At 56.5% G+C, this 21,428-nt stretch carries 18 protein-coding genes and 1 pseudogene; 11 read left to right on the top strand and 8 right to left on the bottom strand.

Translation table 11 applies throughout. The features are described 5' to 3' along the window. Positions 1-302 precede the first annotated feature (302 nt). Genes GGI60_RS30305 through argE form a run of 3 tightly spaced genes read right to left on the bottom strand, consistent with a single transcriptional unit; the run spans position 303 to position 2,746 of the window. Positions 303-656, bottom strand: coding sequence for a cupin domain-containing protein (locus GGI60_RS30305; protein WP_183919716.1), 354 nt, complete (start codon positions 654-656; stop codon positions 303-305). A gap of 30 nt (positions 657-686) precedes the next feature. Continuing rightward, complete coding sequence (locus GGI60_RS30300; RefSeq protein ID WP_183919718.1) at positions 687-1,610, bottom strand: 2-hydroxyacid dehydrogenase; 924 nt, start codon at positions 1,608-1,610, stop codon at positions 687-689. 11 nt (positions 1,611-1,621) lie between these two features. Further along, the gene (argE, locus tag GGI60_RS30295; protein WP_183919720.1) at positions 1,622-2,746 is read right to left on the bottom strand and encodes an acetylornithine deacetylase; all 1,125 of its coding nucleotides are present in this window, start codon (positions 2,744-2,746) and stop codon (positions 1,622-1,624) included. A gap of 173 nt (positions 2,747-2,919) precedes the next feature. Between argE and GGI60_RS30290 the strand changes: the two genes are divergently transcribed. Beyond that, entirely contained in the window at positions 2,920-3,849 is a 930-nt protein-coding gene (locus GGI60_RS30290) for a LysR family transcriptional regulator (RefSeq protein WP_183919722.1), read from the top strand. Here the strand turns inward: GGI60_RS30290 and GGI60_RS30285 are convergent. After that, positions 3,843-5,267: an aldehyde dehydrogenase family protein gene (locus GGI60_RS30285; RefSeq protein ID WP_183919755.1), complete on the bottom strand. Its 1,425-nt coding sequence runs from the start codon at positions 5,265-5,267 to the stop codon at positions 3,843-3,845. The two genes, GGI60_RS30290 and GGI60_RS30285, sit on opposite strands and share 7 nt — an antisense overlap. Before the next feature lie 627 nt (positions 5,268-5,894). Between GGI60_RS30285 and GGI60_RS30280 the strand changes: the two genes are divergently transcribed. Next, positions 5,895-6,170, top strand: a complete 276-nt coding sequence (locus GGI60_RS30280) for a hypothetical protein (protein ID WP_183919724.1) — start codon at positions 5,895-5,897, stop codon at positions 6,168-6,170. Further along, a pseudogene (locus tag GGI60_RS32695) lies at positions 6,158-6,557 on the top strand (AraC family transcriptional regulator); the annotation flags it as partial. The gene GGI60_RS30280 and the pseudogene GGI60_RS32695, both read left to right, overlap by 13 nt. A 527-nt stretch (positions 6,558-7,084) precedes the next feature. Here GGI60_RS32695 and GGI60_RS30275 read toward each other — a convergent pair. Both GGI60_RS30275 and GGI60_RS30270 read right to left on the bottom strand, forming a co-directional pair. Continuing rightward, a complete protein-coding gene (locus GGI60_RS30275) occupies positions 7,085-8,131 on the bottom strand; it encodes an S-adenosylmethionine:tRNA ribosyltransferase-isomerase (RefSeq protein WP_183919726.1) in 1,047 nt (348 codons plus the stop codon). Continuing rightward, complete coding sequence (locus GGI60_RS30270; protein WP_183919728.1) at positions 8,128-8,850, bottom strand: SDR family NAD(P)-dependent oxidoreductase; 723 nt, start codon at positions 8,848-8,850, stop codon at positions 8,128-8,130. Before GGI60_RS30270 ends, GGI60_RS30275 begins: the two co-directional genes overlap by 4 nt. Before the next feature lie 83 nt (positions 8,851-8,933). On the opposite strand from GGI60_RS30270, the gene soxR reads away from it, so the two are divergent. After that, a complete protein-coding gene (gene soxR / locus GGI60_RS30265; protein ID WP_183919730.1) occupies positions 8,934-9,368 on the top strand; it encodes a redox-sensitive transcriptional activator SoxR in 435 nt (144 codons plus the stop codon). A gap of 337 nt (positions 9,369-9,705) precedes the next feature. Here the strand turns inward: soxR and GGI60_RS30260 are convergent, their stop codons facing one another. Both GGI60_RS30260 and GGI60_RS30255 read right to left on the bottom strand, forming a co-directional pair. Beyond that, on the bottom strand, positions 9,706-10,866 hold the full coding sequence (locus tag GGI60_RS30260) for a hypothetical protein (protein WP_183919732.1): 1,161 nt from the start codon (positions 10,864-10,866) through the stop codon (positions 9,706-9,708). A 428-nt stretch (positions 10,867-11,294) separates the two neighbouring features. Further along, a complete protein-coding gene (locus tag GGI60_RS30255; protein WP_183919733.1) occupies positions 11,295-11,984 on the bottom strand; it encodes a 7-cyano-7-deazaguanine synthase in 690 nt (229 codons plus the stop codon). 1,156 nt (positions 11,985-13,140) lie between these two features. On the opposite strand from GGI60_RS30255, the gene GGI60_RS30250 reads away from it, so the two are divergent. The 7 genes from GGI60_RS30250 (at position 13,141) to GGI60_RS30220 (ending at position 21,229) form a co-directional block, all read left to right on the top strand. Further along, positions 13,141-13,341, top strand: a complete 201-nt coding sequence (locus GGI60_RS30250; protein WP_183919735.1) for a hypothetical protein — start codon at positions 13,141-13,143, stop codon at positions 13,339-13,341. An 83-nt stretch (positions 13,342-13,424) separates the two neighbouring features. Then, positions 13,425-15,620, top strand: a complete 2,196-nt coding sequence (locus GGI60_RS30245) for a radical SAM protein (RefSeq protein WP_183919737.1) — start codon at positions 13,425-13,427, stop codon at positions 15,618-15,620. 9 nt (positions 15,621-15,629) lie between these two features. Beyond that, entirely contained in the window at positions 15,630-17,312 is a 1,683-nt protein-coding gene (locus GGI60_RS30240; RefSeq protein ID WP_281414069.1) for a B12-binding domain-containing radical SAM protein, read from the top strand. A 608-nt stretch (positions 17,313-17,920) separates the two neighbouring features. After that, positions 17,921-18,841: an aldo/keto reductase gene (locus GGI60_RS30235; protein ID WP_246720535.1), complete on the top strand. Its 921-nt coding sequence runs from the start codon at positions 17,921-17,923 to the stop codon at positions 18,839-18,841. Next, positions 18,838-19,557 carry a class I SAM-dependent methyltransferase gene (locus GGI60_RS30230; protein WP_183919743.1) on the top strand — a complete coding sequence of 240 codons (720 nt, stop codon included), beginning with the start codon at positions 18,838-18,840 and terminating at the stop codon, positions 19,555-19,557. The genes GGI60_RS30235 and GGI60_RS30230 overlap by 4 nt, the downstream gene beginning before the upstream one ends. Beyond that, positions 19,557-20,531: a class I SAM-dependent methyltransferase gene (locus tag GGI60_RS30225; RefSeq protein ID WP_183919745.1), complete on the top strand. Its 975-nt coding sequence runs from the start codon at positions 19,557-19,559 to the stop codon at positions 20,529-20,531. Before GGI60_RS30230 ends, GGI60_RS30225 begins: the two co-directional genes overlap by 1 nt. Then, positions 20,528-21,229 (top strand): 2OG-Fe(II) oxygenase, encoded by a 702-nt coding sequence (locus GGI60_RS30220; RefSeq protein WP_183919747.1) that lies wholly within the window; start codon positions 20,528-20,530, stop codon positions 21,227-21,229. The genes GGI60_RS30225 and GGI60_RS30220 overlap by 4 nt, the downstream gene beginning before the upstream one ends. Positions 21,230-21,428: the final 199 nt, after the last annotated feature.

Here is a 21,428-nt window from a genome sequence, read left to right as displayed (position 1 = left end):
ACGCCCAAAATTGCGCCACCATCGCTGCATGCGAGCGAACTATGATCGTTCCAGCGACCAGGCCGATTCGAGCTGTTGTTCACATATGGGGCTTCGAATGAAGAGGCTCCCGGACTGGCGCACAGCCTCTCATCGACAAGCGGACTAACCCTTGCCGATCATATGTTGAAGCCCACGTCTTCTGCGCCGAGTTCGCGTCGGGCTCTCACATCGGCGGAGAGCAATGCTTCTCCGCCGATTTACGGTTCGTTGTTGGCTAGGCCGATCGGTCGCAACGCGCGGACCGGAGGCGGCGGAGCTGGTTAGTTGACAGTGACGTAGATCTTTCGGACCGTCTCCACGGTGCGCCATGTGCCGATGAATCCCGGTTTCATCACGAAACTATCGCCTGCTTTGTAGGTCACCGGTTCACCGCCGTCCGGGGTGATTTCCACGACGCCTTGAAGGATGTGACAGAATTCGAATGTCTCTCCCTTGACGGAGTGCGTCAGCCCCGGTGTCGCTTCCCAGACGCCGGTGTGAATCATGTCGTCTCGCGCAACGTCTTGGGGCCAGCTCTTGAAAGAAGGATCGCCGGAGATGAGGCGTTCCGGCCCCGGCTTGGACTCGCGAGGCGCTTCGGTGCTGTTGGGTACTATGGTCTTGAGGAGGGACATGTTTTCTCCTTGCTCTCCTGAGTTGTAGCTTCAATAACCGCGGTCGCGATCGACGAGCCCGATCGGGTCAAGACCGTCGCGAAGCCGTTTGATGTTGTCGATGACGGCGCCGGCCGCCGTCTCTGCTTGCGTGACGCTTGCGATGTGCGGTGTAAGGATGATCTTCGGATGCCTCCAGAAACCATGTTCTGAAGGCAAGGGCTCAGGTTCAGTGACATCGATGACCGCACCTGACAGATGTCCATCATCGAGAGCCGCAATGAGAGCGTCATGATCGAGTTGCGCGCCGCGCCCGACGTGGACGAGTGCCGCGCCCGCTGGGAGGGCCGCGAAGACCCCAGCGTCGAGTAGTCTTTGCGTCTCTTGGGTCAGCGGCAGGAGACAGACCAGGATGTCGGTGCGGGCAAGGAACGGCATGAGCCCGTCCGGGCCGTGATAGCAATCAACACTATCCACTTGTCGTTTTGAGCGGCTCCATGCGGCAAGCGGAAAGCCGAAGGGTTTCAGTCGCTCAATAACGGCTTGGGCGAGCATGCCAAGGCCAAGGATGCCGATCCGCTGCTCGCCAGCTTGCCGCACAGGAAGCGGGAGCCAGGCGGCATCAGCCTGCTGTTCGATATAGACCTTCAACTTTCGGTGCAGGGCGAGCACGGCGAGCGTGACATATTCTTGCATCATCCGCACGATACCGTCCTCGACCATGCGGACGAGTATGACGTTTGGCGGAAGCGATTCTGGCTTGAATTGATCGACACCGGCACCGATCGAGAAGACGACCTTCAGGTTCCTGAAACGATGAAGATCAGGCGGCGCAGTCCAAGTCAGGATGTAAAGGATCTCGTCCGGATCGTGTTCTGAAATGTCCATCACGAGAGGTAGATCGGGCAACTCACGGGCAAAAGACTCCGCGAAAACCCGGCCCCTCTCTCGATCCGAATTGAACCAGAAAACCACGGGGCGCCCTCTCAGTGTCGTAGCGTTTTGGCTAGCCGCAGGATCATTTGCTCGCAAGCAGCGAGTTCATCGAGGCGGATGAATTCGTCGGCGCGATGGGCGCGGGAGATGTCCCCGGGGCCGCAGATGATCGCATCGATGCCAGCGGCCTGATAGAGTCCGGCCTCGGTGCCGTAGCTGACGGCAGCCAATGTCGGCGCTCCGGTTAGTTCCTCTAACAGTCGGGCGAGCGGTGCGTCGGCATCAAGCGAAAGCGCCGGATAGGTGCTGCTGATTTCCCACGCGGTGCGGAAACCTTCATTCTCGAGGGCCTCGGCAGTTGTCTTGATGGGTTCCAGAAGAACCGCTGGCGATACGCCAGGCACGGCGCGGGCTTCCAGTTCCAGGGTGCAAAGATCCGGGATGATGTTGACGCTGCGTCCGCCCGTGATCGTCCCGATCTGCAGGGTGGAATAAGGCGGCTCAAAGTTCGGGTCTAAGGCACTGTTTCGCAGGGCATCGACAGTCTTCAGCGTCGCGTCCATCACCGCAGTCATGGCGTGAATGGCGTTCAGGCCTTTGTCAGGGCGCGATGAATGGCCGGTCGTGCCATGGATCTCGATGCGGGCGGCGGCCTTTCCCTTGTGGCCGCGGATCGCCACCATGCTGCTCGGTTCGCCAATAATTGCTCCCAAGGGCGGCGCGCACAGGTTTTCGATCCGCTGTAACATGTGCGGTACACCGCGGCAGCCCGCTTCCTCGTCATACGAGAAGGCGAAGTGGATCGGGCGGCTTAATTGCATCTTCGCCATAGCGGGAAGCCCGGCAAGCGCGGCGGCAAGAAAGCCCTTCATGTCGGACGCCCCCCTGCCGAAAAGCCGATCGCCCACCGCGCGCAGGCGGAAGGGATCCGATGTCCATGTCGGTTCGGATGCCGAAACGACATCCATATGGCCCGAAAGAATGTAGCCGCGCGCGTCTTTCGGGCCGATGGTGGCGAATAGGTTCGCCCGATCGCCTTCGGGGCCGGGCAAAACAGTCACTGTGGCGCCATTACTTTCGAGATAGCCTCTCACCCATCCCACGATTTCGCCGTTAGGAGTCCCGACGACAGATGGAAAGGCGACAAGGTGGTCGAGTAGCTCTTTAGCATTCATTGCAGGTTCTCCATCATGTCTAGGGGCACACCGCGGCCCCGTGTGCACTGACCACATGGTGGGCTCCGTCTGGGCTAGAAATTAATCCGATTTCCAACCAGAAGCTTACCTTGTCGCCAAACCCTAAAGATGGCAATTAACACTCAGTGAATTAGCGCTTCAGGTGCAGATTAATGCTCACGTCGGACGATCTTGCTTTCTTCTCGGTTCTCACGGGGTCGAAGTCTCTCGCGGAAAGCGCGCGAAAGCTGAACGTGACGCCTCCGGCAGTGACCCAGCGCCTGCGTGCGCTTGAAGAGAAGGTCGGGGTAAGGCTGATCGACCGGTCCGGACGCCATCTGCGCCTTACCGAGGAGGGCTCACTGGTCGCTTCTCACAGCGTGATTGTCAGCGATGCCATAGATTCCCTTGCCGAAGCCTTGGCTGACCGGAAGGGTGCGGTTCGGGGGCACCTTAGGGTCGCAGCGCCTCACGGATTTGGAAGGAGCTATGTGGCCCCGGTCGTGGAGGCGTTTGCTCGAGAGCATCACAACGCCGCTGCGACCCTGCAATTGTCCGACCATCCCACAGCGCTGATCGTCGACAGTTATGAGGTGGTTGTTCACATTGGGGCATCCGCGCATCTGGACCAGGTGGTGACGACACTGGCGCCGAACCATCGAATTCTTTGCGCAAGTCCAGAATACCTTGCTTCGGCTGCGCCCATTTCTACCCCCGCCGATCTGGCGCGACATCGCTGTCTCGTCGTTCGCGAGAACGAGGAGAATGTCACGCTCTGGCGGTTTAAGGGATCACGGCAGGAAAGTGCGACAGTGCGCGTTAATCCCGTAATGTCGAGCAACGATGGTGCCGTCATTCGGGATTGGGCGCTGGCTGGTCAGGGCATCATGATGCGCTCCGAATGGGCCGTTGCAGAAGACCTCGCCGGGGGACGTCTGAAGCAGGTGCTTCCCGACTGGAAGCTTCCGTCGGCCGATATCGTCGCCATCCTCGGATCGCGGCACGGCCGAAGTGCGCGTACTGCCGCTTTCCTGACGATGCTTCGTCAGTCTCTGAAACCGCTTCCCTGGCGGGTCGACCCGGCGGTGCCGCCACGTCAATAACCGAGGATGGACTTCGTCTCAAGATATTCTTCGAGCCCGTATACGCCATACTCACGGCCGTTACCGGACCGCTTGTAGCCACCGAACGCAGCCGCTCCATCCCAGGCGGGATAGTTGATATGAACCTGGCCGGCACGAATGCGCAGCGCCACCCGCCGCGCCCGCTCCGGATCTGAAGACTGGACATGGGCACCCAATCCATAGACGGTGTCGTTGGCAATACTGATTGCCTCTTCCTCGTCCTTGTAGGGCATAATCGAAAGTACGGGACCGAAAATCTCCTCACGAGCAATGCGCATGTCGGATGTCACCCGAGAAAAAATCGTCGGCTGTGTGAAAAAGCCCCTATCGAGCCCGGCCGGCCGGCTCAAGCCGCCGCATAGCAGCTTCGCTCCATCATCGATGCCGGCCTGGATCATCACCTGCACGCGCTCGAACTGAGCACGGTTGGCAATCGGGCCCATGTCGGTCGCCGGATCAAGCGGGGCGCCGACGCGGATGGCACTCGCAGTAGCGCTTGCCAACTCCTCGACTTCCTCGAGCCGATCTGCGGGCACGAGCATGCGCGTCGGCGCACTGCACGACTGGCCCACATTGCGCATGCCGGCGAGCACGCCCTTCGCGACCGCCTCGCGGAAGTCGGCATCGTCGAGCAAAATGTTTGGCGACTTGCCGCCGAGCTCCTGAACCACGCGCTTCACGGTCGGTGCGGCAGCCTGCGCGACGAGTACCCCTGCGCGGGTGGAACCGGTGATCGAGATCATATCAACGTCAGGATGGCTGGCGAGTGCTGCTCCGACGGCTTCGCCAGTGCCGTTGACAAGATTAAACACGCCTGGCGGAACGCCGGCGTCATGCATCAACTGGGCGAAGAGCAGAGCGCTATAAGGGGACAGTTCGCTAGGCTTGAGCACGACGGTGCAGCCTGCCGCGATAGCGGGAGCGACTTTGGCGGTGATCTGGTAAAGTGGCCAGTTCCACGGTGTGATCAGCGCGCATACTCCGATCGGTTCCTTGGCGGTCGCGGTGCGTCCGTCAACGGTCACGAACCGGTACTCTTCGAGAATCTCCATCTGGACACGGATGTGCTCGGCAGCAAACGGCACCTGGGACGCGCGCGCGAAGCTGATCGCTGCTCCCATTTCCATGACAAGCGCTTCTGCGAACGTCTCCGCTCGTTCCATGAGGAGCGAATGCATCCTTCCAAGCAGCGCGAGCCTTTCCAGCACAGACGATTGAGAAAAGGCGGGGAAGGCCCTACGCGCCGCGGCAACCGCTAAATCGACATGATGAGCATCGCCCGCCGAAATCTGCCCGACGACTTGTTCCGAGGCGGGATCAACGACCGGCAAACGGGCTATGTTGGCAAATTCCTGCCATTTCCCTCCAACAAAAAACTGGTTTTCCTCACTCACCATAGCTTCACCTCGTGTCACAAAATCGCGGCCGGTCGAACTTTTTGAGAAAATGCCGGAAACGACTAAGATCACAATTCATGTTGCCTAAAGGGTCGCTTAAGACAGGTGTTAAGAATTACGCATGTCGCCGCCGACTACATCTCGCATATTTCCACTTGGTAAAGGACGGCTCGATAGTGACCTCTCACCCAATCTAGCCCCTGAATAATTTGGTGGCGGACACAGAAATGCTCTATCTTTCCCTTAGTCACACGCTGAAGAGCAAGACAGGCTGCATCATCCCTATTGCGGAGCGCTAGCTCAGTCAGACAGACCGCACCCGCTGCTTCCAGTCCCATGACGGCCACAAGCCTAATGTGGATTTCGATGCAGAGGCCTATCGCCCCCGACAAGAAGCGGCTGGAGTTGCTCTCGATGCAAAGGCGCACACGCCAGTATACACGTGGCGCTCGGCAACTTTCGCTTTGGTACGATCACCGAACAAAATAAGATGCTTATTGATCGGCAACTTCAGCAGCCCACCGCTCGGTGCGGCGCTTTAAAGTACTAAGCGTTGGACGGAGACCTGAAGCCAAGCTCAAAGTGTCGTCCACTTGCCTTTCCCCTCCCAGGGTAGATTGGCTGCCGGTGACCAGGTCCGTCGGCAGCAGTTTTTTTCCTACGCTCTGCACGCTCAAAGCTATCGACAGCGGCGGCGCCCAGGCCGGACGTACCGTCAACCTATTCAACAGCAGCTCTCTCCTCATTTTCAAGGCGATCGATGCCCTGAGGACCGTCAGGAACAGTGTCTCAATGCATCTTTACTGCCGTTTGTTGATCGACGATGAGGCGGAACCCGTTGGTCGCGCAATCTTCCATCTTCGCGATCTTCCTTTGGAGGCACCAAGCTTGATGCTGTCGTGAACCTGCCCTCCCAGGTCTGCGTGATCGGTACGACACCGCTCCTGCGCGAACTTATCCTGGCGTTCCTGGAGATACCGCGTGCGAACGACGGCAGTGCCCGTGCCGAATGGCTTGTCGCCGTCATTCTCGACCAGCTTGAGACGAGTCCGGTCCGCCGCTGTCCCTTCCCTCGCCTGCATCCGAACGCCTCCGCAGCATCGTTTCACACATCCGGAACGAACCGGGTGCCGATTGACCTCTCCATGAACTTGCGTCACGTGCGGCCATGTCCCCCAAGCTTCCAGCGCCATTTCCAAATGGAGACAGGCATGAGTTTCCGCGCCTGGCGCCCGAAAACTCCTCAAAGCAGTGGAGTGGTTTGCCACAAGTTGTCGAGCAGGTGATCTAATGCCACAATTTCAACCAAGCTGCCGACGAACCATTTCGGCTAAACTCCAAACTGAAGACCGAGACCGTACAGTCGGATGCGAATGGACCTTCGCCTTGATGGGAATCGAAACACCGCTGCGCCTGGCTACTATTAGTCAGCAGCAAATCTACTGAAAATTCCTGCCTTTGATCTTCAGGGTATCGATATCAAAGGTCCGGCACAAACATATCTCCCAGGCGAAGCCCCGGCGCGGCCGTTCGCTAGAATCCGGGCTGAAGAGCCGTGCGCAAACACGTTGCCGCCGCGTCCGGTCGGCGGCCAGGATTCACTGTCGCGCCCGGCAGGCACGACAGATCGGCCGAGAGATCGAAGATCTACTGAGCGACGAGGTGTTCCGCGTCCGCCTCCTGCTGAATCCTGCCATTGATCATGGTGGCGCCGAGCACCACCTTGCGCGAGCGAGCCGATGTTCCAACCGGGCTTACGCGACGCTTCAGTGCCGGCGGGCCAGCCAAGGAACGGCGATGCAAACTGCTCTATCCATCTAAGGTTCGCGCCGATAAAGCAGCGGTTGCCGGTTGAGCAGCATTGAATCGCCGAATTCATGCGCACGGTAACCGCATGCAGTTAGAGCGGTGGAGGCACTGGCAAGGAGGCCGTCGTCGGCGAAGGCCCGCAACAGCTCGAAATGGCTTTCGCCCGGCTGGTGGACGCCAGTGAGAACCGCATCGACGACGCGGAGCGGAGTGCCACATGCGATGCGCCCTGTCGCAATACCATCTCCGGCGCGCACGCTGCCATCGGGAGCGGCGGCTGCTTCAAGTGCGCGCACGACGCTCGTGCCGATCGCGATGATGCGGCTGCCCCTGAGTTTCGCCCGCGCTACCTGCGACACGGTACATTCAGGGATATGGTACGGCTCGTCGAAGGGAAGGCGCGAGTCGAGCGCGGGATCGCCGGTGGAAGAAATGCCCGCGGCATGCGTGAGTGTTGCAAAACCGATCTCGCGCCGACGCCAAGCTTGCAGTGTGCGCCAGTCAAGCGCGAAGGAAGCTGATGGCGCCTCGAACGCGACCGGCCGGGCGGCAATCCTCGTCCAAACATCCCACAGTGCCAGCGGCTCGGGAACATGCGCGTATTGAATCGGCCTGCCATGCTGCGCCAATCCTGTAAACATGGCTGCTCGGGTGCCTTGGAAGCTGAGCTCGACAAGGCGAGGATGGTCGAGAACGCGCTCGACCCTGGCTTGAATTGGACCGAGCTGGAGGCGATCGCCTGATGACAGCGCAGGCGGCGGTAGCCGATCTTCCGTGCGGGTGCGGTGATCGCCCGAGCCGAAGACGATCGCCGTGAAGCGGACTGGAGCGGAAGCTGAGAGCCAGCCGGCTAAGCGGACCTCGATTGTCTTTCCACATTGGAGATGCGTGCCGTGCAGGCTGGCAGGCAAGGTCGCAGCGTCGTTGGCGACCACCAGATCGCCAGGATCGAATAACGTCCCGAGGTTTGCCCGCGGCAGGTCGCGCATCGTGCCGTCCGCCTCCACGACGAGCAGCCTGGCCGATTGCCGATCGAGGCGATCAGCGGCGATCACGCGTGGGCTCCGGCGGTAAGCGCATCGTGACTCGGCAACGCGTCGAGCATCTTTTCGATGATCTCGGCAGCGGCCAGTTCCGGATCTTTCAAGGTCGACCGATCGGCGTCTGGCAGCGCCAGCGCGTGCAGCGGGGTGTCCATATCGCCCGGGTCGAGGGCAACAAACCTTATTCCATCTGGGTTCGACTCCGAGTCCCAGATTGCCGTCAGATGGGCAAGCGCTGCCTTGCTCGCGCCATATGCGCCCCAGCCGGGATAGGCGTTGACCGCCGCATCGCTGGAGATGTTGATCACCAGCCCGCCGCGGCCCTCGCGCGCGGACGCAGCAAGCGCACCGAACAGGGCTTTCGTCAGCCGGAAGACGCCGAGAACGTTGACTACGAGCGCCGCTTCCAGCTCCTCGCACTCCGTATCGGCAAGAAGCGCCAGAGGCACAGGACCGAGGCTCGATGCATTGTTGATCAGGACATCGACCCCGCCAAGGTTGGCACTGATCTGCATCGCAATCGGATAGATGTCTTCCTTCTTGCCGATGTCGGCGACAATGCCGTGCGCGCCCGTCTCGGCTGCGACGCATCCGACATTCGCGGCGGTGCGGGCGACGAAGGCAATGCTCGCACCCTTCCCGGCAAGCTGCCGCACAAGCGCCAGTCCGAGGCCGGAAGTGCCGCCGGTGATTCCTACGCGAAGTCCTTGAAGATCGATATTCGCCTGCATTGCGGTGCTCCTTCAATGGGTACCTAACTGCTACAAGTTCAAGTTAACTTGAAGTCAAGAGAGCTTCGTGCTTTTGTTTATGCATGGATTCGATGCTGACCATCACCGACGTGTCGCGACGCAGCGGCGTTGCCTCATCAGCTCTGCGCTTCTACGAGGAGCGTGGGTTGATCGCATCCGAGCGCGCCGGCTCGGGACATCGACGCTACCACCGGTCCGCATTGCGTCGGATCGCTTTCATCGTCTTTGCACAGCGGATCGGGTTGACGCTTGAGGAGATCGGCGCCGAGCTCGCCAAGCTGCCGGCCGATCGCGTACCGTCACGTCGGGATTGGTCGCGGTTGTCGAGCGTGTGGGCAAAACGTATCGACCAACGCATAGCCGAGTTACAGCGCCTGCGGTCTGGTCTTGGCGAATGCATCGGTTGCGGTTGCCTGTCGATCGACCGATGTAACTTGGCGAACCCTGCTGACGTGGCAGGGCGCAAAGGCCCGGGGGCGAGGTATTGGCTGGGGTGAATGAGCCTCCAACGGTACGCCGAACGATTTTCCCGATTAATCAATGTCGCCCAATTCCATATACCGATAGGCTTTCTAACGACGGGCAACGTCCGACTACCTTATTCGAGTCTTGAATGGATTCGCACGCGCGCCGCTAGTGCGAATTTCCTGTGTGCTCTGCAAGCCGCACTTTTCTATTCGCCTCAAGGCCGGTTCCCTTCGATCCATTATGCGATCTTACTGGCCTGAATCGTGAACCCCGTAGCAACAAGCCGGACTCTGGCCCGGAAAGTTCACATCTAGCCGTGCCAGACCGTTGACCCCGCTTTTTCGGTGTCAGTGGGGTAAAGCTTATTTACGGAACTCGGTCCGGGTGTGCGGTTGTAGCCTTTGGTCCCAGCCATCGTCCGATGAAGCCGATATAGTCGTGATTGTGGTGCCTCGGAACTCGAAGCGAGAGCGGAATCTCAATGAGCGTGCCAGGAACAAGCGTCAAGCTTAAGCGCCTAGTCCATCTCGTTAACGAGGTCCCTGCGGCATCGAATTCACGCAGATGAGAAACCAGACTGCTTTTGAGATTTGCAAGCTTTGGATAATTCTTGGAAGCCAGCGCTTCTTGTACGTCCCAGAGATACGCTCGGAAACACTGCCCCTCCCACCCGTTGCGGATGTTGATGATAGCTTCGGCCATTGATATTTTCGAATGGCTTTCCTTGAGCTGATCAATGATCATTTCGAATATAGGGGGTATAGGCGTGTCGAGAAGTTTGGGAGCATGCGATCCGACATTCGCCTGGACATGATCGAGCGCATTGGTCCCCTCGACCACTTCGATGATCGACAGCGGCAGAGCGCCTTCGAAATCACGCAGCGCTGCGCGATGGGACGCGGCAAGGCGAACTGGCGCCCCGCTAAACCTTTGCACGTTGGCATAAAAAAGAACCCTCTCCACGCTCCCCTGCGAGTCCACAAATTGAGACGGGATCGATGGAAATCCGTGGTCTTTGAACATCCTGTCCAACATCTCTTTAAGACCTCCGTCGAAATATTCCGACGTGCCTTTATGCCGAGTGCTTGTCTCCAGGTATTTTTGGTCGAGTCCCGCTTCACCGATGTAGGCCATCGCCTGCATAATGGCGGCCTTGTAGACGTCGAGGTCGACCTCGACAAGTTTCACCATTTCGGCCAGGGGTCCAAGCGCTTCTTCAAGCTTCTTCATGCTGCCTTTCCAGTTATGAAGCGACAGCTTGTCGATGTAGAGATTTTCGAATGCCACAAAATTGCAAAGAACTTCCGCCGCATTCCTTGCCTCGTAAAAATGGTCTCGGATGTGGTCGGCAATCACCGCGGGAAAGGGCGTTACAAGATTTCGATTTTGGGCAATAAGATTCTCTGAATCGCTCAGCGTCAGCCAAAGCCCGCGACGGTCCCTCACGTCAGCAAATGAAACTTCCTCCATCTTTCGCTCCACCATCAAAGACGGGACAAGCATGCTTGCACTTTCGAAGGTGGTCAATGCAACGCCATTCACGCGCACGGTTAAGAGAAGGTGGCCACAATTCACCGCCAACCGAATTCGGTGGCCTCTTTGTTGTGGCGACAACCTAGCAGGTGTCCTTGGCGCAGGTTGACGTGTCTCCATATCCTCAACGGCGGCGTCTTCTCAGCGCTTGATGGTCCGAGGTTTTTGTTTGGACGACCGAGGCCAACGGTCGCCGCATTCCAACGGGCTAGATGTTTAGTCCCGTGGACAGTTGTTCTGTCCCCTCCAATACGAGCGCTCACGCAGAGTTTCCGACATCCACCTCAATTCACTGTTTCCGGGAGCGCAGCAGATGAGCGACCATGATTCGAACGTTGCGCAGATGCGGGTTGCAGGACTGAGGTCAGGCGTAAGTCTACAAATTTATGCACTGAAACCAGCACGTTGTTGATGTTGCAGCTCTATGCTGAGTAAGTTGTGACGTCGGGAACGCCGGAGTCTATAAACGCCTGCTTTCTCTCGTTGCATTGGGAGCAGACACCACAATGGTTGCTGCTCTGAACAGCGGCCGAGCAACTCCATGTTCTCTCCAAAGGAACGTTCATCTGCGCTCCGAGCTTGATCACGTCTTTTTTCGCTAGCCCCAATAGTGGGGAAAGAAGCGCTGGAGCAGCTGAGTGTGGATTGAGCTTTTGAAGAAACTGCTCAAAAAGATCCAACGCAATCCTGAGCTCCGGCCGTCTTGCCTCCTGTTCGGCGATGAGACCGAGGGCAAAGGCAGCGTTCCCGGTTATTTGAGTGAAATAAGCTACCGCGCTGACCAGCGTGTGAAAGCCGGAAATGGCATTTTCGTTGTTCAGCTCCTCAGCCTTCATATCCGCTTCATCGGATGCGATTTGGACTGGGTCTACATATCCGACCTGCATCGATGTGATACCTGACAGATCCACCACCTCAAGAGGCAGCCGAAAGTTTTGGCTCGCCCATTTTGCGAACGCTAGTTCGTGCTGCGAGCTCGGCTTGTTGTAGTAGCCGTGAAAAAGGGTCACCTGCTTGCCGGCTTCGATCGCCGAGTAGAGCAATACGGAGGAATCGATCCCGCCAGACAGGACCACGACAATTGGATCATGCTTCCCGAATTCAATCATCATACCCCTCCCTTTAAAGAATGGTCGATAGTTTCACGTGCCATTGCTAACCGGATACATTATATCCAAATGCAATCTCTTGGACGCCATTGCGATCGACGGCGGTCGCGGTGAAAGAACACATGGTTCCCGCTCGAATTCCCCAAGCCGGGGAGACCGGGGCGCCATTTGATTTCAATACGGACTCGAATGTTAGGTACCCACTGCTGGGGAGGGCGGCGCAGGTCGAACCATTATAGACTTCAAGCGCTAGGCCGACTTGCACGAAGGGTTCCGGGACGTCGATCCCGAGGAATGTACCCTCAATTCCCACGAGGTCGCTCGAGTAGAAGTAGGTCTTCCTTCCGGAAGCGCCTGGACCGGCCTCAAGCTTGATCACGGCATCCAACCGTTGGCCTGGGCCCACATCCCGGCGTGCAGAGTAGGCACCTACGTCGAGGCCAGTTTGAGGCGTACCGCGGATATAATAGGACTGAACAGTCCAGGAATTTCCTCCGCCGGCGGCAGACGGCCCCCACTGCAGCACCGGCTGGAGGATGGAGATGTGCGCCGAATTCCGGGAAGGCTGAACTCCAGGAAACATAAAGATCGTCTGTCCCTCACTACGCGACGGCGGCGGAGGCACAACAACGGTTGTTTGGAAAAAATCGAACGGAGCGGTTCTGCCTACCACCGTTGGCAACTCGCAGTAAGCTAATCCAATGTAACCGTGGAGCAACGGGGCGGTTTCATCGAATGTTTTAACATCAGTTCGAGCGTCAACAAGCGCTCTAAATCTATCTTGAATCGAAGTCATAGGCCCCCACCCGTCAGAACTTCTACCGCAACTAAGCGACCGCTAGATAGTAATACAGCGAACTTTAGCATAAATTGCAATCAGAAACTTTGTTGCAACCCGGATCGTCATTTGGGATTCTCGGGACAGAAGTCGGCGCTCGACGCGGTCGACGATGGGGAACGAGCCGCAACTTGCCCTTGCGCTTTGAGTAATTTGCCTAAACGCAATCAGCGCGGCAAAATCCCTGCAAAATTGTGGCGGAACGCTAATTTACAATGCAACAATGTGTTGCATTGTTCAGGACATTGTGGTTTAGTTACACTCAGCATCTCACTTCTCGCAATATAGTTTTATATCTTCGATAGTTTTGGGAGCGCAAAAATGGCTGGTGGAAAAAAACTTCCTGGTCGCTTAGATCATCTCGACATTTCTCCTGAAGAATTAATAACGGCTCTTAATGATAAGAGCCTATCCGACGCGCTATTGAAAGCGAAGGGTTGGACACGCGAAGATCTTTTGCGGCGGGCTGATCTTCTGTCGAAGGAACTTGCGGCGGCTATTTCAGCTGTGAATGTCGTATAGCACGCTATGCTCAGCGCAGTTACGTAAATCCCCCAAGTATATTTCGCTTTTGCTTGATTGGGTGTTCTATGGGCGCCACACATATGGATGCCCTTGCGGAGCTGATAGCGCCTTCATTGTCGGGCTTGTCGACCGGCTTTGAGGCATTCGAACAGTACCTCAAGGGTTGCGTTGGCGCCGTCCTCAGCGCGACGGACGTGGTATCTGCCGGGCTATCGCTGAACATTTGCACCCTTCGAATGAAGGCATCGGCTTTAGGGTTTGATGAGCGAACAATCGCGACCACTGCGCAAGCACTTCACGGAGAAGATCTAGCGCTTTTTCACTTTCGAATGCTATCTTTCCTGTCAGTCCCCGTATTTCAACGCGAGAGCGAAGGCTTACTTCACGTAGCCGGCCAAAAAGCAGTGGCGGAGTTCAACCAGCTATTTGAGAGGACAGACAAGTGCGACGAGCATGTCTTCTCCTTTTCTCTTCCCCCTACCGAACGTGAGTTCTCCACCCTTACATCGGACGGCGCCTATTCCGCTGAATGGCTGTCGCACGCTGCTGACCTTGTAGATTTCGTCGATACAAACGGACTATCTGTAAATTTGGAAGTGCGCGAAGGAGACCAGCTCTGGCAGGTAAGGCCTTGGGGCGCGCCACCATTTGCCGGCGATGCACCCCAGTTAGGGTCTCGTGCTGAAGTTCGGCTCCCTGGACTCCGGCGACTCCAACCGCTTCATAGTATAGCCGCCACTGAACCACGCATCCTTCTGCTTGCCCACCATTGGGCACTGTTGTCGCAAACGCTGCGCTTTTCCGACGACGCTGGAACCCTTGAAATCAAAGGTTTCTCGCTCAGGGACAATCGGCATTGGATTGTGAGTTCGCATGGGCATCCGTCGGAGGTTTATGAGTATCTGGCGCGTGTGTGTAATGTGAGCTGTAGCTTCTGCTATCTTCACGGAAATCCTAGCGGGCTTGCGATTGCGCGAGGGGCGAAAGTCGCCACGCGTGACGAGCTCGATACTCGCCTCAAATACTATGATCCCTCGAAGCGTCACTCTCTTTTTAAAGCGCAGTGGGAAATCAACGAGTTTCTCGTGGATCCCAGCCTAACTCACGTTTTGACGGAACTCCGCCACAAAACTGCGTCCACCTTCTTTTTTGTCACGAATGGCAACCCTCTGGATGAACGCGTCGTTGATCTTCTCGCGAGAGTAGCCCCTGTCGATCTGATCGTTTCTCTTAACGCAACTGACCCGATCCTCAGGCAAAAAATGATGCAGGAACGCCCGGGTCAAACGGCCAAAGCCGCGCACTCGCTTGAGCTTTTACGCAGTAGAGAAATTCCATTTGGTGTCAGCATTGCCGCATTTCCAGACGTCAAACGTAGCGACTTCGACATGGTCATCGACGAGGCAAACCGCAACGACGCCGCGTTCATACGTGTCAATCTTCCTGGATTTACGGCAAAGCTGCCTCCAGACCCACCCTTTGATACCGAGAAGCGGTGGGCGGAAGTTATCGATTGGGTACAGGAGGCCCGTGCCCGATGGCCAATTCCGATAGTCTCAATTCCAAGCGCGTACGAAACAAATTTTCACCAGGATTTCTATCGCGGCGCTGATATATGGGGAGTTATTCCCAACTCCCCTGCTTCGATTGCCGGGCTGCAACCGGGCGACATCATCACCCGTCTCGGTGACTTTGAGATTCGCAGCCGCTCCGAACTCACGAGCCTTGCATTGCTCTTGCGCCCGCCGGTTCAGGTCGAATTCGTCCGATCCGGCAGTCTGCGCGTTTGCCGAATCCCAGCAGCGCCCCCAAAATATCCGTATCTAAGGCCTGTATTTGGGAAATATTTGTTTCCCCTTGGGATCGTGTCAGCGCCATCCCTCGGCCATTCAGATGCTATGGCATTGGAGAGAGTTCTGGTGAGCGCCGGATGCAGTTCGCCCGCCATTATCACGTCGCCTCTGATGAAAGGGGCTGCGGCACGTATCGTCGATGACTTCCTTCCCGAGTGGAGCAAACAAATCAAATGGGTGGTCGCGCACAACAAATATCTCGGGGGGAACATACAAGTGCTCGACATGGCGACGGTCGGAGACCTTCAACAGGCCGTTGACCTGGAATTGAATGGCGCACTGAGAGGTGCGGACCTTCTCGTCGTCCCAAGTTCCGGCTTTAACGCTCTCGGTCGCGACATCGTTGGGCGTCACTGGTCGGACCTTGCTACTAACTTAGGCATGCCGCTGGCAACAGTGGAATGCCAACAGTTTTTGTTTTGAGGCAGTCTCATGCGAAGCCATCCGATCCGTTTCGCCTTAGTTCGCCCGCCAGTAGAGGTGCTTCACAAATTCTCAAAGCCGGTGGAAAGCTTGGCAATCGCCTACTTAGCCTCGGCCCTACGGCGAAATGGACACGACGCCGTCCTCCTTGATGGAATGCTCGAAGATTGGACTGACGAGGAAACTGTCAATCGAATTCTCAACGAAAGGTCGGACGCTGTAGGATTTACAACGGTCTTGCAGAAGTTCCCCACTAACCTCGGCAAGATTACTGCGCTTCTTTACGACTCTGGGTTCCGAGGGCCAATCGTGGTTGGAGGTCATGCCGTCTCATTTTTTGCGCGCAGTATCCTCGAACAAGTGCCAACAATCGATGGGGTTGTTCGCGGCGAGGGCGAGCAAACCATCGTTGCTATCGCGGATGCCCTGGCAACTGGCAGGGATTGGCGAGATGCTCCCGGCGTAGCGTTCCGACGTAACGACCAAGTGATAGAGCAGCCGGTGAGGCGAATTCGGAATCTAGATGAACTTGGGAACCCAGCGCGTGACCTCACCGCAGATGTCATCCGACGAGACGGGCTGGTTGCGGTTTCAACCAGCCGCGGGTGTCATGCCCGATGCTCGTTTTGTAGCGTTCCACGTTTCTACGGTCTTGAAAACGGCCGGCGCCTAGCCGCCGGTGACTGGCTTGCTCGCGATCCGGAAGGCTGTGCGCGCGAGATTGCGTCTTTGCATGACCGATTTGGCCTGCGTGAGATTCTAGTTGTTGATGACGAGTTTTTCGGAGGAGGGCAAGAAGGTCGCGCGAGAGCAAATGTGTTCGCCCGTGAACTTTCTGCGCTGAACCTTCCTGTCAGTTTTGCGATGTCATGCCGCGCAGAAAACGCTGTGCCGGAATTGATTGAGCCGCTTGCGCGAGCCGGTCTAGCGCACGTCTTCATTGGCCTCGAGGCAGGCTCTGGCGCAGATCTTAAGCTCTATGGCAAAGGCCATAGCGTAGAGCAAAATGTTGCCGCTGTTCGCACTGTCAAATCGCTCGGACTATCATTTCAGCCCGGATTTATGCTCTTCAACTACCGAAGCACCCTGGACACAGTTCAACTTGGGTTAGATTTTTTGAAGGAAATAGGAGAGCTCAAACCCACCACAATCAACAGCGCGGTCGACCCTCACTATGGCGCTCCTCTCACTGCCGACATGAGGCGACAGGGGCAGCTAAACGAGGGAGCTTTGGAGATGACTAGTAGCTACCTAGACCCAGGCGTCGCTATCGTTAAGGCGGTGGCTTCGATCAGCGCCGAGAAGTTCATCTCTTTCATGAACTTTATAGCAACCGCCCAGTCGGCGATTACGTACGAGTGGCGCCGCCGCCCTCCAGCTCGGACCGACGAGACCCAACGCGTATTGGACGCATTTGAGGAAAGTGCCAATCGTATGTTGTCTCAGCCAGTGCTACGTTCCCTGAGATTGATAAGACATGGAGGCAAAACACCTGGAGAGATACTAACCGAAGCTATCGTGGAAATAGACGAAGCTGTCGACGACCTGAAGGTCAAACAAAGCTTGGTCGCCATCTATCTACAACAACGCGAGGGTGGCATTAGGTATGTTTCACAGCTCGACCTGATAGATCGCTACAATACATCCAATGCGAGGCAGGAGGTCGATGGTGGACGTTTCAATCTTGTTTAGTGTAAGTCTCGACGAGGCTTCTTTCGCACAGGATGTGACAAAACTTCTGTTCACGCGGGACGATTGGCCATCTGTTGTCTCAGACCTATTGCGATCCATTAGCGATAAAGAACTAATTCGGTTAGCGAACCTACACCCGGAGCCAGAAGATATACAGCCACGCTCGATATGCATAGCTGCAAATAGTAGCGCAACGGTAGTCATAAATTGGTTTGACGTCGCAGAGTATTCGCGATTGGCTTCTCTAAAAAAGCAGTCTGCACACCGCCATCACTTTGATTTTGGGGCACGTATCCTTCGCGGCGGCTATGTACAATGGCTGTTTATAAACGAGGGTGACCTTACGATCCCAAAGCTCCGTTTCGGAAAGCAAATGAAGTGTGCCGTAGGTGATGGCTACTACCTGCCCCACAGCGCCTTTCATCATGTTTTCGCACCTGAACCAGGGACCGTTACGTTGATGGTTAGATCCCCGCTGCGCACACCGGTTGAGCGCTCAAGGCGCATCGTTAATCCCCCTCAACTTTCAGAGGAAAAGGCAATGGTCCTTGAGCTTCTCGATAGACTGCCTTCGCTACCCGCGAAACGGCCAAGTGACTGTAGAGTCGATGACACCCGCTGACAGACTTGTCCTGGGCACCTGGGGCCTGGGCGGCATACATCGTACTGGGCTAGGACCAGCTTCCTACGGACACGTCTCCTGGGATGAATTTAACCAAGTTTGCAACGAGGCCGCGGCTGCAGGAATTGGTTGGTTCGACGTTGCTCCCGGATACGGCAACGGAGAGTCAATGAGGCGACTTGCCCGCTGGCTGGGCGACACTCACCGTAGACCCAAGATTGGGATAAAACTTGGGAGGCCTTATGAAGCAGGGAGACCGGTATCGCGCGTCGCCGCAGATGATATTTCAAAGGAGTTCGAGGCGGCTACCGCCTTGCTTGGCTTTGCTCCTGATGCGATTATGATCAAAGATCCACCAACCGCACTACTTCACTCCCGTGATTTGCACGCGTTCCTGAAGACTGTTGCCGTTCGCCTGAATGCGGATGCGATGGGCATCGCAACCCATAATCTCGATGTGACGGATCTGCCCCAGACTACCGGTGGCATTTTGCAGATCGAATACAACGGCATCCAATGGCATCGAGCGTTGCCGTCCCTACGAGAGGCGAAGTTGCGTGGCTGGATCATCTGGGGAATGCAGCCACTAGCATACGGCTTCCTCGCGACGCGCAATGCTACCGACCCATTCTCTGACGATGATTTGCGTTCTCGGTTCTCTGAATCTGTTAAAGTGGGTCTGTGCGCGATGTCGAATGGCTTTCATAAAAGCTTTGAAGAGTATTCAGGTTTTTCGCGTGCTGAGCGAGCTTTAGCTTTTTGCCTGTGTTCGCCATCGGTAGATAGAGTTGTGATAGGGCCACGAAGTGTTCCGCAGCTTCGTTCATCGTTGCGCGCCCTGACTCTCGCAACATACCCGGAGTTCAGAAATGCAGTTCAGCGGCAACTTGGGAGTGCAGAACATTGAACTTCAACGATGTCTTCGACGAGCGATACATTCGCTTCCACGATGGTCTGATAGGTCGTGCGTCGCGGGACGTCGATGACATTGTTCGAATGTCGCGCGCCGGTTCACAGACGTCCTTCATCGAAATTGGATGTGGTGAGGGAAGATTGCTCAGGGAGCTCGCAAAACGCGGCTTCAGCGCGACCGGCATGGATGCCAGTAAAGTCATGGTGGCGGAGGCGGCGACGAGAGCTGCAGCTGCGGGCCAAGCAGTCGATGTATTCGAATGGGATATCGCAAATGGACCGCTTCCCAAGCGATACGATGTCGCCATCTCCTGGTTCACCTCCTTTGGCCTTTGCGATGATCAAGCGTGCCGCACCGTTCTGAAAAGTGTTCGGGAAAGCCTAAATCACAACGGGATCTTCGTAATGGACCTTGTGAACAAGGACTTTCTCCTCCCACGGCTCAAGGATGCGATAGTTGTCGAACTTGGGACTTCACTGATGATCGATCGGCTTAAATACGACTCGCGGTCGGGCCATCTGCGGACGGACCGCATCTACGTCGAGGAAGGCAAACAAGAAGGTAAAGCGATCGAATTTTCGGTTCGGCTTCTTGCGTTCCCAGAACTTAGAGACTGGCTGCTACAGGCGGGGTTCTCCGACGTAGAACTCTGTACAGGAGGCAAGGATGACGAGCCATTCGACCGACTGCGTGTGAGGGCGTCCACCTGATGCTTCCGACGCTCGCACACTTTGAGGAATTTGAACCACGCTATCTGGCGGACAACTTCCGCCCTTGGGAACACGCGATTAGCCCACGCGAACTACGCGCCGCCTTCGGAACTCTCGCACCCCCTGCCCACGGTCGTTTGATGAAAAAGCTAGGGCCAGATTGTCTCGCCTATCTTGATGGAGCGAAAGGAGAACCCCCTGATGATCGCGCGGAACAAATTAGGGCAGCATCGAAGATTCTTTCGATTTACTTTTGGGAGATCGTGTATCAGCGCTTTCCGGAAAGCTACGACGCGTTCTCGGCTTGCCAAGAGTTTCCCTTTACCGAACTTTTCCCAAGCAACATATTTCACGGTTTGCGGCTGGCAGAGGTTGCTGCAGGCTCCGGCAAGCTCACTCTGCATTTAGCCAACTATGCGAAGGAGGTGGTCGCCATTGATCCCTCAGAACCACTGCTACGAACTCTGAGCCTTCGGTCAGAGGATGCGAGAAACGTGTGCTGTAAAGTCGGTTCCTTCTCCGCAATTCCACTTCCCGACGCATCCGTCGATGCAGTGGTTTCAAGCATGGGTTTCCAGATCAGTGAGGAGCGGGGTGGAAAGTCTGGGTTAGCAGAGATGTTACGTGTTTTACGACCACGCGGGGAAATTCGGCTCGTGGTTGGGTCTCAGGCGACCGAGCAATGGTTGCGTAAACACGGGTTTCGGGAGATTGCGACACCTCGGTCGATCGTCTGGAGCCTTCCAGAAGCAATTACGCCTTTGCTACAGACGTTGCTTTTATCTGTCGGGGTGCCCTCTGAACCTCGTTTAAGGATTCGCGATCGTTGGCTTTTCGTTCGGCCAAGGCCTTCAATAACTCGCCTAGTAGTTGCATTTTCCGCCTTATTCAGAGGCTCACGTCCAACGGAAGTCTTTGATCGTGGTATACCTTGGCGTCCAATGGGTTGTTCTGCAATGGTGCTACGCCGATGATCCTATCGTTTAATTCGTGGCAGGACTGGCTTGATCCGGCGGTCCGCAACCTCCAGGCAAACAGTCTCGCCGCCGCTCCGAACCGTCTACTTTGTGTCGATGGATTTCTGGTGAAGGCAATGGCAATCAAACTTGCGACGATCCTAACTGGAAACGTCAAGTTCGAGCCTCGCTTCGCATCCATACCTCGTATGGAGTCAACGCATCCGTCGGCCCGCGCGCAACTCGTCACCGAGAAAGAGTGGGAGCAAACGCCGGTGCGTGATCGCTTCTTTCGTTTCGATTCGATCGAGGCTCTCTCCGACGCGGCGACCGACGTCGAGGACCGACTAGTGCTCATGGCTTTCTGGCAGGTCCTTGCTGGCGACGATTTTCGCATCTGGATCGAAAGTTTGTCTCGCCGCCCATGCAATCGTCCTGTACTTGAAGCCCATAGTATGTCTTCAGGGCATTTTATCGCGCCGCACAGTGACGCGCGGGCAGGCAGGACGGTTGGGGTCTTCCTATATTTAACTCCGGGCTGGTCTGAATCCGACGGCGGTGCGCTGGAAATCCAAGGAAGCAATTTGAAGCTCTTGCCATTGTTTAATCGCGCGGTCCTTTTCGACGTCGATGGGCATGAAAAGCATCAGATAAGACCATTGCCTCATGCTAGAGGATTGCGCCGGCTCAGCCTTGGTGCCTGGTTTCACGGATGATTGAATCGACCGCATCATCGCGATCGGCCACCAAGCGGCGTCATTTGAAAATCTCTGACCTTGCCCCGTTGAGTTAATCCATTTTGAAGTAAGCTCTGGCCCATTTGAAGTGCTCCCCAATTTTGGGCCAGCGGGAGCTGGAATTTCCGGGATTATTGGCTCAGCTCGGCGGGGGTGCCGATGAGCCGTTCATAAGCGA

The sequence above is a fragment of the Rhizobium lentis genome, from assembly GCF_014200175.1.
GTDB lineage: Bacteria > Pseudomonadota > Alphaproteobacteria > Rhizobiales > Rhizobiaceae > Rhizobium > Rhizobium mulingense.
This window is presented reverse-complemented; position numbering and strand designations above follow the sequence as displayed.